Below are 12,984 nucleotides of genomic sequence, written 5' to 3' on the forward strand. Positions count from 1 at the left end.
CTACTGTACTTTTAGCTTGGGCGGCAATTATATCTGAGGGGTGAAAATAGGGGGAATTCCAAAAGTCGTAGGTGGCACTCGCTGCGGCTAGATTTCCCGAAGCTTGTGGCACACTTGTACTAGGTTGACTGGCCAAGTTTTCTACGATACTGATTAACCTTTTCTTTCTTCTGGTGTCCCCTAGGTCTGCATATTGTAATTCTTGGGCTGCCCATTTCTCCATTTTTTTGCTTACCTCCACCTTAATTCCTTCTTTCAAAACTATACCTATCAATCGTTTCCCCTTTTTTTAAGTTTCTTCTCTTTTTGTTAAGAAAGATCTGACTAATGGATAGTTCAAAAAGGGGGGGAGTGGAAGCCCCCCTTATTAAGGGGGGTTGGGGGGATCTATCTTTTGTGAGTAAAAGCGATAGAATTGTAGCGGCAGGACATCCCAAATATCACAAAGGAGAAGTCCACATTAACAAACAAGGAGACTGTTTTAGAGGAGTACCTGAAGCAGTTTGGAACTTCTATATTGGCGGTTATCAAGTTTGTCAGAAATGGTTAAAAGACAGAAAAGGACGCACCCTATCAGACGAGGATATACTGCACTATCATAAAATAGTAGTAGCCCTAGCAGAAACCATCAAGTTAATGCAGTTAATCGATGCTGCGATTCCGAGTTTTCCCATCAAGTAAATATATCCAGCAAGATTTATGCTCGAAACCGTAATCCAAGACTTGATAAAACAACAACGCCCCTACTACCACCCTCAAGGGGATTACATCAAAGGAATTAATAATAACTATTGGCTGATTTTTAAACATCGAGATGCAGATAACCTTTTACAAAATATAGTGAGTTTTTTGGGCTTAAAAAAACATTCTACCTATAAGCTATTTCGGATAGATATTAATACAGCCCATATCTTTGAATATACCCCCAAACGAGAGGGGAATATCCCCAGCATTGCCTTGCTACGCACCAGTAAATTAACCATTATTGAACAATTCTTAAACCTCGAAAATGCCAGCAAAGAAGAAAGCTTAATTCGTGGAACATTTATTGAAATAGAACATAAAAAAAGACGTAGATTTAATTTACCCGAACAGCTAGACAAATACAATCAATTTATTGCTGCCTATTTAGAACGTACTAAAATCTATAGAAGAAGTACCGCCTACTTTAATAGTGGAGTTCTCAAACTTTATGAAGAACCTCTTTTTAATTTAGTCTTAAATGAAGGTCAGATTAAACTCTTAATGGACTGGCAAGGCTTCACCAATAAACGAGATGTTCAAGAATTAGAAAAACTCCACAACCCCGAATATCGTCAACAATATATTACCCGAACTTTAACCAAATTTTTACAAGGATTAGCCGATAAAACCTTTGCCAGTACCACTATTCTAGCGGAATTAGTTAGGTTGGGAATCCTTACCATTAAACTTGTTAAAATGCAAGAAACTAGAGGTATTTATCATAAAAAAACAGGGATTTTAACCGATAGTTTAGGTAACTCTATTTTACATGAAGGCTCAGATAACTTCACTGGTGCTGCTCATAGTAGTAACGCCGAGAGTATCACCTTTTTATATTACTCAGACTCCTTAGATTTAGAGACAATTCAACAGTCAATAATCGAATTTGATCAAGAATGGCAAGAGCCAGAATTAAGCTTTGATTTAACTCAAGAATTTTTGCAACAAGTCTTAGCAGAAAAACAGCGCCGACAACAACAAATTCAACCTCAAATAGAGACAATTAGTCCTAAAGAATTTCCCGCAGGCGCAACGACAAGCCTAGAAATTCAGGGCAAAAATCTAGACAAAATTGAAGAAATTGAGATTCCCGATAATCCATTAATTACCATAGAAATAGAGGAAAAACAACCCCATCTCCTAACAGGAACTGTCACCGTTGATCCCGAACATCCCTCCACTTCTTTAAAAACTTTTAGAGTCAAAGAGAAACAGGGAACTTATCAGATTACGCCAAATCAAGCCCCAACTATTAAACAAGAAATAACCTTACCTGAATGGGAAGAAATAGCCGGATTTAAACAAGCGATTGAACTAATCCTACAGGGAAAACAGGGAACCCCCGATGATTTTCTCTACTGGTTAGCCCAACAACGCCCCCACCTGCTCAACATTCAATCCAGTAACATTTTAGATCGACTGGTTAATCAAGACATCCTGTTTGAACATCAAAAATCCGGCGCACAACATTGTTTGAGAGTTATGCAGAACTTTGGCGTAGTGGTTTGTGCCGATGCGGTAGGCTTAGGAAAAACCCGCCTTGCGGCTGCGGTAACAAAACTCTACCTAGAAGAAAATCCTCAAACTAAAATTGCCATTATTGCTGCCAAAAAACTCCACCCGAACTGGGAGAGAGAAATGGCAGAATTAGGATTGATCGCCAAGAAACACTACGAACTCTACAATAAAAACCTAATGAGTCGTGGCGGCGATCGCTTTTATGATGAATTTACCCGCCATGGGGGTGCGGCAGATTTAGTCATCATCGATGAAGCTCATGAAGGCATCCGTAACTATAACAACCGCATCCATAAAACCTGCCTGCAAATTAAAGAACACGATCGCCAGATTGAAAGACAAAGATATTACCTGCTCCTGACAGCAACCCCTTGGAACAACCGCCGCGAAGACATCTACAACATCCTCTCTCCCTTTCTCACCCGTCCTGAAGGCTTCCAAGAATTAGGCTTTCCTCCCGAAGTCAAACAATGGTTTGCCAGCCGAGAAATAGGAATAGAAAACTTTACCGATACCACCAATATCTTCCGGCGCACCTATCGAGAACTTTTCTTACAGCGTACCCGCAAGATGTTGAGAGAAGCCACCCCAGACTTACAACTCTATGCCCAACGCCTTGCCCAATGGCTGCCCGTGCAATTTGAACCAGAAACCGAACAAGCATTAGAACGGATTTTCAGTCAGTTTGAAGATAATCTGTTTATTCCTTTTGCCGACCCCATCCGTTACTTAACCAGCACAGTGGAACAGCGTTCTTTACTGAGAAACCAGCGCCGGATGTTTTTACAACGGGCAGAGTCTAGTATGTATGCTCTACGACGAACCATTAAAAACTTTAGCGATCGCATTCCCTTACTCCAACAGCAACTCGAACAAGTCACCCCCGATGCCGAAGGGTTAAAACAATTTCTCTTACAACATTACAAATTTCAAGCTGAAAAAACAGGAAGAGAAACCGACTGGTTGGGGATAGAAGAAAATGGGGATGAGGATTATTGGGAAGAGGAAGAAGATGAAGAAGAAACTGACAGCAACAAAGGGGAAAAACGTCAACAGTTACGCCGCTCTATTGACCTAGCCACCGATAAACTGAAAAATAATCCCCTAGAAGCTAAAAATATCTATAACCGCATTCTTGCTGACTGCCATAGTGATTTAGAGCAACTACAGCAGATTTCAGTCCTCTTAGCCAATGAATTTGTCACCGACCACAAACGACAGCAAGTTAGCCGGAAAGTCATGGAATTAGTTGCTGATGGTCACAAAGTTTTACTAATTTCTACTTTCTCCGATACCGTCATTGATTACTACCGCTACATGAGCCAAAATCAGGTCATTGTCTCCAAAGGAATTGGCATGGCAATGGGCAGTCACAAACTTTACTACACCGATGAAAAATCGATTAAGATTGCGCCAAACAACGCCCTCAGAGGAAACAACCAGCAAACCGGACTCCAACGCCAACAATTATTCCGTTTATTTGCCCCCGAAGCCACTTGTAAAAACCCGAACGAACGCCCTTTACCAGAACGGGAAATAGCCGTCCTCATCGGTTCAGAAACCCTCTCCGTCGGTCAAAACCTGCAAGATGCCGATTATCTAATTAACATTGACCTCCCCTGGAATCCCATGGTCTTGGAACAGCGCATCGGCAGAATTGATCGCCCCAAATCCCATCCTTGCCAATATATTTACATCTATTACGCCAACAGTGAAAGTCAGCTACTCAGACAAGCGGGCCGACTAGCTAACCTGAATAAGAAACTAATTGGGGAACTGGCCAAAGATGACAAAATTCCCCATATCAGTAATGTAGAGGAGTTGGGTGCTTCCGTTTATGGCGATACCTACTTTGACGATCAAATTCTCCCCGGTTATATTGACTTCATCCACAGTCTAATTAAAGCCCGACAACTCGAACAAGAAAGTTTTCAAGAACAAACCTATCAAAAACAAGAAACTAGCCGCAACCTCTACAGTCAAAACGAGCTTTTGCATAGTGAAGAATTGCGGAAGCTCTACGAAAGATTAGGAGAAAAATATCAGCCCAATCCCCTAACTATCGGTCAATTTACCACCTCGGAATTACCCACCAGTGTAGTCGCTTTAACTCTCGATTACTTTGACCCTAATGGTCAACCAATTCCCGAACAAAATCAACTAATTTATTGGAACGATCTAAGCAGAGAAAATGATGGTTTGGGAGTAGCAATCGCCACAGCTTTTAAAACCCCTCAAGCCAGCCAGATTGTTCCCGCGAAACCAATCATTAACCTAGCCCAGCAGCTTTATGAACAACTGGTTCAAGTTAAACAAAAATTAAGCCAAGACCTAGAAGAAACTGCTATTTTAGAAAATATCCAACTCAATTCAGAACGACTAAGTAGGATTCAAAAGCGCATCCAAACTATGTCAGCTTTTCCCGCCAACGTTAACCGAAAAATGGTTAAAAATACCCTAAATAAATTGAGCCAAGCTAAAGAAACAAAGAAAGTGCAAAAACTGCTCAAAGATTACACTGACGGTGAACCAAGCCAACTCGATGATCAAAAATTTATTCTGGGGTTGATTCAGGGTACAGAACAGCTTAATTTACTGACCTTTGATACTGCTAAACCTTCCAGTTTAAAACTTTCTCTTTCAGCCATGTTACTGAGAATTTGAACAGATTAATTTTTCAGCAAACCCTATAGAGGAGCGATCTTTGTGTCCTTTGTGTCTCTGTGGTTCCTTCCACTCGGTCTCGCGTAGCGAGCGCGTTGCGACCGCCAGCAGGACTGTATCTTAGAATACATTTTACCCACCAAACCTAAGAGAGCCATGAGGCAAGGAGCAAGGTTTTCTTTTCACTGATTACTGTTGACTGAAAAGACTCCCCCACAGCCATCTTACTCCGGGGAAAATCGCTATAGAATAGAGAGAAAAAAGAATTGCGAGGAAAAAACTCTGTCTTTTAACCCGATTGTCATTCCCCCTTCCCCGGAAAATCCCGCTCGCTATCTAGTGATCATGCTGCACGGTTGGGGTGCCGATGCCATGGATCTGGCCCCCCTTGCATCGATGCTGGATCTGGCTGATTGTCAATTTTTGTTTCCTAATGCTCCCTTTGATCATCCGCAAGTGCCGGGGGGACGCGCCTGGTATGCGCTAGAAACCTCCGATCATCAAGGTTTAGTCGCTAGTCGTCAACAGTTGCACGATTGGATTATTTCCCTAGAAGCAACTACCGGCATTCCCCTAGAGCGGACTTTTTTGACCGGTTTTTCCCAAGGGGGAGCGATGACCCTGGATGTGGGTTTATCCTTACCCTTGGCGGGATTGGGTTCCCTGAGTGGTTATCTGCACGGTGAACCCCATCCCCAAGGTCCACAAAATGTCTTAATTGTTCATGGTAAGCAGGATCCCGTCGTTCCTATCGCTGCCGCTCGTCAAGCCAGAGATTTACTGCTTGGTTTGGGGGTTAACGTCGAATATCACGAGTTAAATATGGGTCACGAAATCCCGATTCCGGCGCTGACTATTTTACGCCAATTCCTCCGCAATCGTCTAGAAACTGCATGAATAATGCTCGTCAGCTGGCTTTGCTGATTTTACGCGATATCGATCGCTCCTCCGCCTATCCCGATCGCGCTCTTGATCGTCATTTGTCCGCTAGTTCCTTAAATTGTCTTGATAAAGCCTTGACAACGGAGATTGTTTATGGTATAATGCGCCGACAAAGAACTCTGGATGCGCTGCTCGATCGCCTGGGGAAAAAAACCGCGGCCCAGCAACCCCCGGATTTACGGCGAATTCTCCATATTGGTCTTTATCAACTGCGCTATCTCTCCCAGATTCCCCCATCAGCGGCGGTGAATACGGCGGTAGAATTAACTAAAATCAGTCATTTAGGCAAATTAGCGGCGGTGGTTAACGGAATGCTGCGGCAATATCTCCGTTTAACTGCTAATGGCGATGATCCTTTAATTTTGCCAGAAAATACCGCTTCTAGATTGGGTATTCTCCACAGTTTCCCCGATTGGTTGGTGCAATTGTGGTTAGATCGCTTTGGTGTTACGGAAACGGAACAACTGTGTCAATGGTTTAATCGCTCTCCTGACCTCGACATTCGGATTAATCCCCTGAAAACTAGCCGAGAAGCCCTAGAAAATGAGTTAGAATCAGCCAATATAACTTTTAATCATCTTAAATTACCTCTAGCTTGCCGTTTAACCTCTGGTTTAGGCAATATTGAGCGTTTAGAGGGATTTCGAGCCGGAAATTACACCCTACAGGATATTAGCGCCCAATTAGTCACTCATCTCCTCGATCCCCAGCCCGGAGAGACAATTATCGACGCTTGTGCGGCACCGGGGGGAAAAACCACTCATATTGCCGAATTAATGGGCGATCGAGGTAGAATATTAGCCTGTGATCAAACGCCATCCCGTTTACGACAGTTAGAAGCCAATATTAAAAGATTAGACTTAAAAGCGATCGAAATACATCTAGGGGATAGTCGCGATCGTCCCCAGTGGTGCGGCATCGCTGATCGTGTACTAATCGATGCTCCCTGTTCAGGATTGGGAACCCTGCACAAGCGTCCTGATATACGTTGGCGACAAACACCCGAAAATTTACCTGTACTAGCCAAACGACAGGGGGAACTTTTAGCCTCGGCTGCCACTTGGGTAAAACCGAAGGGAATCTTAGTTTATGCCACCTGTACCTTAAATCCGTTAGAAAATGAAAGAGTGATCGAGCAGTTTTTAGCCGCTCATCCCGATTGGAAAATGGCCACTCCCGACTCTAATTCATCTTTCTCAGAATACTATACAGAAACGGGAGCGATCGAAGTGTTACCCCATCGACATAATCAAGACGGTTTTTTTATGGCTAAGTTAGTCAAGGAAGTGTGAGATGAAAAATAAACAATTGCTGAAAATCCTCATCGGTGTTGCTTGGATTGATGGTGTCATTCAACCATCAGAAAGAAGTTATTTACGACAGGTAGCTGTGAGGGAAAAACTTGATGATGATCTGGAGATTAAACCATTATTATCGGAACTAAAACCGGTTAAAACCAGTGAATGTTATCAATGGTTGGAGTCCTATTTAGGCGATAATCCTAGTCCAGAAACCTATCAAGATCTACTAACATCGATTAGCACTTTAATCTATAGCGATGACGACGTGGACGTACAGGAAGCAAAATTATTAACCAAAGTGCAGAGTTTTGATCCGACTCACGATAGCCATCGATCGATGTTAGATAAATTGGTGACGGGAATTCAGAAATTGTACCACAAAGCAATTACTGAAAGTAATTAAGGAGTAGCTATCAGTGATGAGCAGGTCAAAAATTTCCCCGATAAAAACTGATAGCTGATCCCTAGATTTTAGGTAATAACCGTGGGTTGTTCCCGTCCGGTAGATTGACGAATTTGACCGATTTCTTCAGCTAAATCAATTAAGGGTTGTAGGGCCTTTTGGGTGTCGATATCGTGTTTACTTGCGTCCGGTTCATAACTTTCTAGATAAACCCGGAGAGTTGCCCCTTTAGTTCCCGTACCCGATAGACGATAAATAATCCGAGAACCATCGGTAAAACCAATGCGAATGCCTTGATTTTTACTCACACTACCATCCACGGGATCCGTATAGCTAAAATCATCGGCATATTCCACTTCATAGTTACCAAATTGTTGACCCTTAAGGTCTAAAACCAGCTTCTGGAGACGTGCCATCATCTCTTTTGCCGGTTCTAAGGCGACTTCTTCGTAATCATGACGAGAATAGAAATTACGACCGAATTCTTGCCAATGACTGCGAACAATTTCCTCTACAGATTCCCCTTTAACTGCCAAAATATTTAACCAGAAAAGAACCGCCCATAAACCATCTTTTTCGCGAATATGATTGGAACCCGTGCCGAAACTTTCCTCCCCGCAAAGGGTTGCTTTCCCCGCATCTAACAAATTACCGAAGAATTTCCAACCGGTGGGAGTTTCATAACAGTCAATTCCCAGTTTAGCCGCTACCCGATCGGCCGCCGCACTGGTGGGCATCGATCGCGCCACTCCCGTGATACCATTTTGATAGCCTGGTACTAAATGAGCGTTGGCAGTTAGTACAGCTAAACTATCACTGGGGGTAACAAAAAAATTCTGACCGAGGATCATATTGCGATCGCCATCTCCATCGGAAGCAGCCCCAAAATCCGGAGCCTCTTGACCAAAGAGAATTTCTACCAGATCATGGGCATAGACTAGGTTAGGGTCGGGATGACCACCACCAAAGTCCTCTAGGGGAATACCATTTAATACTGTACCTTTGGGCGCGCCTAAACGCTGTTCAAATATGGCATAAGCGTAGGGACCTGTCACCGCATGGAGAGAATCCATGCACATTTTAAACTTACCAGAAGTGAGTAGGGTCTGAATGCGATCGAAATCAAAAATCTTTTCCATCATTTTGACGTAGGGAGTGACCGCATCGATCACTTCCACATCCATAGTTCCCAGTTTAAAGGAACTGGGGCGATCGAGATTAATATCGGACCCTGAGAGGATTTTATAACTGCTAATCACCTTAGTCTCGGCATAAATTGCATCGGTGATATTTTCCGGAGCTGGTCCGCCGTTAGTAATATTGTACTTAATGCCAAAATCCCCCTCTGGACCGCCGGGGTTATGACTAGCAGAGAGAACAATACCGCCAAAAGCGTTATTTTCGCGAATTAACCCAGAAATAGCCGGAGTGGAGACAATACCATCGGTTCCCACGAGTATTCTACCGATACCGTTAGCGGCGGCGATTTTCAGGATAGTTTGAATAGCTTGACGGTTATAATAACGACCATCTCCACCGACAACTAGGGTTTGACCCTCGATACCGTCTAAAGTATTGAAGATAGCTTGAATAAAATTTTCCAGATAATGGGGTTGTTGAAAAACGGGAACGGATTTTCGCAGTCCGGAAGTCCCCGGTTTTTGGTCACTAAAGGGTTTTGTGGCAACGGTTTCAATCGTCATAGTCTTTTCTTGATAGGCCGACGCAATTCTCAACTTAAGTATATAGCAGTAGGTTGACAGCCAAGAAATTGGGTAAGAAAGACAACAGTTGGGGAGTCCCCTGTCATACTAAATCCTGTTTAAAAAGTCTAGGAGAGTGGGGAGAGTGGGGGGAAGGGAGCAGGGAGAAGGGAAAACAAATAAAAATAGTCTCCTGACGACCGACTCCTGAGTAACGCACAGAAAACGGGTTTCTCGGAGAAACCCGTTTTCTACTCATGCAGAAGGCAAAACGGAGAATAAATAATCAGTTTTTAATAACTGGATTTATTATGACTCCTGACTCCTGACTCCTGTCTCCTGTCTCCTGTCTCCTGTCTCCTGTCTCCTAACCCCACCAACAAACTTTTTGCCGCAAACCCTAGCTATAAATCGCTTAATCGGCCCCTTCAATCGGTGCAAATCCCTGACGTTGAATATTCTCGCTGATGTGACGAGGTTCGAGGAATTGCAGCAGATAATCTGGACCCCCTGCTTTGGAACCCACCCCCGACATCTTGAAACCCCCGAAGGGTTGACGGGAGACAATCGCACCGGTGATTCCCCGGTTAATATAGAGATTTCCCACTTCAAATTCCTGCATAGCTCGGTTAATATGGGCAGGAGTGCGAGAATATAAGCCACCGGTTAAAGCATAGTCGGTTCCGTTAGCTACGGCTAAAGCTTGCTCAAAATTACTCACTTTGATAATTGCCACCACTGGACCAAAAATCTCCTCCATCGCTATTACCGCATCAGGGGGAACATTTTTAAAGACAGTGGGACTGACGAAGTAACCCACCTCTGGAATTGGAATTTCTAGGGCTAATTCTGCCTCTTTTTTGCCAGTTTCGATATATTCCCGAATTCTTGCTTGAGCTTTCTCGTCGATAACCGGTCCCACTTCCGTACTCGGTAAATCTGTCGGCCCGATATTGAGGGACTTGGTAGCCTCGACAAAGCGATCCACAAAGCTATCATAGACGCTTTCCAGAACGATTATCCGCGAACAGGCCGAACATTTCTGGCCGGTGTAGCCAAAAGCGGACTTAACCGCACCGACAACGGCCTGATCTAAATCGGCACTCTCATCGACAATTAGGGCATTTTTGCCGCCCATTTCGGCGATAACTCGTTTTAGGTGTTTTTGACCCTTTTGCACGATCGAGGCATCTGTATAGATGCGACAGCCCACTTCTCGTGAACCGGTGAAGGCGATTAGGTGAACATCGGGATGGCTAACTAAATGCGCCCCCACCTGGGAACCTTTACCCGGGATATATTGGAAGACTCCGGCAGGAATACCCGCTTCTAGGAGAATCTCGGCAAATTTCGCCGTAATTACCGAAGAAGTCTCGGCCGGTTTCAATAGCGTGCAGTTACCTGCGACTAAAGCTGCTACTGTCATCCCAACTGCGATCGCTAGGGGGAAATTCCAGGGAGAAATCACTAAAGCAATACCCCGGGGTTGGTAGGAATAACGATTATTCTCGCCTGCTACGTCGAAATTATGCCCTAAATCCAGTCTTTCCATCTCGGAGGCATAATAACGGCAAAAATCGATCGCTTCTGACACTTCCGGATCCGCCTGTTGGATAACTTTGCCCACTTCCAAACAAATCCAGGCCGATAACTCGTGTCGTCGCGCTTCCATCAAATCCGCCGCTTTTCGCAGTATTTCGGCTCTTTTTGCCACTGGAGTGCGTTTCCAAGCGGGAAAAGCCTGTTTTGCCGCTATGATCGCTTTTTCTGCCTGTTCCACCTCAATTAAGCCCACTTTCCCCACTATTTCCTGTGGGTTACAGGGATTAACGGAATTAATTTGAACATTGGTGGCGACGTATTCGCCGTTAATTAGGGGTAAATAGGTTTTACCGAGGGAATTTTTGACAAAAGTAAGGGCTTGACTCGCTTTATTTCGTAATTGCTCGTTAGCATAATCTGTATCGGGGGCATTAGGAAAACCGGGGATAATCGGGTTATCCTGGCCTAAAACCCGGGGGGCTGCGATTAAATCTTCCACGGGACGATCCTCCAAATTTTGCCTTAGGAAGGAACTATTAGCGGTATTTTCTAATAAACGGCGGATTAGGTAGGCCATACCGGGTAAAAGTTGTCCGTAGGGGGAATAAACCCGCACCCGATGACCCCGCTTCACTAAGGCTTTAGCTAATTGGTCGCCCATGCCGTACAATACCTGCATTTCAAAGCGACGACGGGGAATTTCTAAACTTTCTGCGATCGCACAGGCCAAGGCTTGCGATCGCACGTTATGACTACCGATAGCAGCGTATAAATATTGATGATTTTCCAATAATAACCGCGTCATCCGTTCATAATTGGCATCAGTGGCTGATTTTTCGTTATATACCGGCTGTGGCCAGTGATTTTGCCTAGATTTAATCGTTTCCTGATCCCAGTAAGCGCCTTTGACTAGCCGGACAGTAAGGGGATAACCGCGCTGTTTGGCCCAATTAATTAAATCTTGTAAATCTTGGGCAGAATCTCTTAAATATGCCTGTAGGGTGATGCCAATATCGGTACGACTGCGAAATTCTTCTTCTAGGAGTAATTCTTTCAGGATAGCCAGGGTGAGGTTTTTATAAACGTACTGTTCCATATCAAAATGGACTGCTACCCCTAACTCCTGAGCGCGTCGCAATAGTAGGCGTATGCGATCGCACACTTTCTCCTTACTGCCAATGGGATCTATGGGATCAAACTGAGAATAAAAGGCAGTTAGCTTGACAGAAACCTGCACTTGTGGTAATAAGTCGCCGTCCGCTTCATCAATTTGGCTAACTTTATTCCATTTGGTTGCTTCTTGAGCCAAATGGGTCATTAAATCGAGATAACTTTGTAGATAAACTTGGGTTTCTGCTTCAGTAATTACCGCTTCACCGAGAAGATCTATAGTAAAAGCCATTTTTTCCTTGCGCAGACGGGTGACAGTGCGAGTAATTTGCCCTAGGTCTTCCCCAGCGATATACTTACGAGCTAAGGTTTCTACGGATTTACTGATCACACTGGCGGCCGTTTGAGCGGGTAGGGAGTTAGGATCACTAAAGTTGAGGATACTTTTCAGCGCACTGGGCAGTTCTACGGAAGCATCACCGAGGTATTGTTGGAGATGATTAGCGATCTCGGCATTACTGCGTAAAGCGGGTAAACAGTCAATAAAACGGAATAATTGTACTCGTAAATTGGGGTTAGACATTGCCCAATCGAGTAATTTATCATCCCAACGCATTTGATCCTGTAAAGCAGACCAAAGACCTTTTTTTTCCCGAGTTTCGGCTAAAAGTTGTCTAGCGATCTCTTGGGTTTTGGTTTCGTAGTTTTGAGTTGAGTCGATTTGGATAACCACGGCGATTCAAGTAAAAAAATTATCAAGGGGATTCAGCTTTCAGCAAGCTAAGGTCAGCCTTCAGGCTAAAATTCAGTTTTTGAGCTTTTTTAGCTGATTGCCGCTCTTAATGGCTCTTTTCTCTGGTTTATAACTCTTACCGAAGGACTAATCAAAGCTAATAGCTGATCACTTTTGCTGAACACTCTATTGTACTCGATCGAGCGGGGAAGTGGGGGTGTAAGAAGTGAGGTTGAGGGGAAGGAGAGGTGGGGAGAATAAATAAAAATAATCACCAGGCTACTAGGACGTAATTAATGATACCCGACAAGCCCTGAATATTGC

Annotated in this window: 8 protein-coding genes; 5 read left to right on the top strand and 3 right to left on the bottom strand. The window is 44.0% G+C overall.

Features of this window, described 5'->3' with window-relative positions; translation table 11 throughout:
- Positions 1 to 223 (bottom strand): transposase (locus tag IQ224_RS16115; protein ID WP_130757148.1); only part of this gene is annotated, 223 nt, incomplete at its 3' end.
- Between the two features lie 173 nt (positions 224 to 396).
- On the opposite strand from IQ224_RS16115, the gene IQ224_RS16120 reads away from it, so the two are divergent.
- From IQ224_RS16120 to IQ224_RS16140, 5 genes are all read left to right on the top strand, one after another.
- Entirely contained in the window at positions 397 to 681 is a 285-nt protein-coding gene (locus tag IQ224_RS16120; protein WP_370583148.1) for a type ISP restriction/modification enzyme, read from the top strand.
- Positions 682 to 699: 18 nt separating this feature from the next.
- Positions 700 to 4,926, top strand: a complete 4,227-nt coding sequence (locus tag IQ224_RS16125) for a helicase-related protein (protein WP_194033208.1) — start codon at positions 700 to 702, stop codon at positions 4,924 to 4,926.
- A 303-nt stretch (positions 4,927 to 5,229) separates the two neighbouring features.
- Positions 5,230 to 5,823, top strand: a complete 594-nt coding sequence (locus IQ224_RS16130) for an alpha/beta hydrolase (protein ID WP_306766099.1) — start codon at positions 5,230 to 5,232, stop codon at positions 5,821 to 5,823.
- Positions 5,820 to 7,160, top strand: a complete 1,341-nt coding sequence (locus IQ224_RS16135) for a 16S rRNA (cytosine(967)-C(5))-methyltransferase (protein ID WP_194033209.1) — start codon at positions 5,820 to 5,822, stop codon at positions 7,158 to 7,160. The genes IQ224_RS16130 and IQ224_RS16135 overlap by 4 nt, the downstream gene beginning before the upstream one ends.
- 1 nt (position 7,161) lies before the next feature.
- Positions 7,162 to 7,572: a TerB family tellurite resistance protein gene (locus IQ224_RS16140; RefSeq protein WP_194033210.1), complete on the top strand. Its 411-nt coding sequence runs from the start codon at positions 7,162 to 7,164 to the stop codon at positions 7,570 to 7,572.
- Positions 7,573 to 7,640: 68 nt separating this feature from the next.
- Here the strand turns inward: IQ224_RS16140 and IQ224_RS16145 are convergent, their stop codons facing one another.
- Both IQ224_RS16145 and pruA read right to left on the bottom strand, forming a co-directional pair.
- Entirely contained in the window at positions 7,641 to 9,275 is a 1,635-nt protein-coding gene (locus IQ224_RS16145; RefSeq protein WP_194033211.1) for an alpha-D-glucose phosphate-specific phosphoglucomutase, read from the bottom strand.
- Between the two features lie 415 nt (positions 9,276 to 9,690).
- Complete coding sequence (gene pruA / locus IQ224_RS16150; RefSeq protein WP_194033212.1) at positions 9,691 to 12,660, bottom strand: L-glutamate gamma-semialdehyde dehydrogenase; 2,970 nt, start codon at positions 12,658 to 12,660, stop codon at positions 9,691 to 9,693.
- Positions 12,661 to 12,984: the final 324 nt, after the last annotated feature.

The sequence above is a fragment of the Microcystis sp. LEGE 00066 genome (genome assembly GCF_015207925.1).
GTDB lineage: Bacteria > Cyanobacteriota > Cyanobacteriia > Cyanobacteriales > Microcystaceae > Microcystis > Microcystis ichthyoblabe_A.

Excerpts from the sequence above, each read along its gene's own strand:
- IQ224_RS16140 (WP_194033210.1), top strand. The coding sequence starts at position 7,162 with ATGAAAAATAAACAATTGCTGAAAATCCTCATCGGTGTTGCTTGGATT.
- IQ224_RS16125 (WP_194033208.1), top strand. The coding sequence starts at position 700 with ATGCTCGAAACCGTAATCCAAGACTTGATAAAACAACAACGCCCCTAC.
- IQ224_RS16135 (WP_194033209.1), top strand. The coding sequence starts at position 5,820 with ATGAATAATGCTCGTCAGCTGGCTTTGCTGATTTTACGCGATATCGAT.
- IQ224_RS16145 (WP_194033211.1), bottom strand. The coding sequence starts at position 9,275 with ATGACGATTGAAACCGTTGCCACAAAACCCTTTAGTGACCAAAAACCG.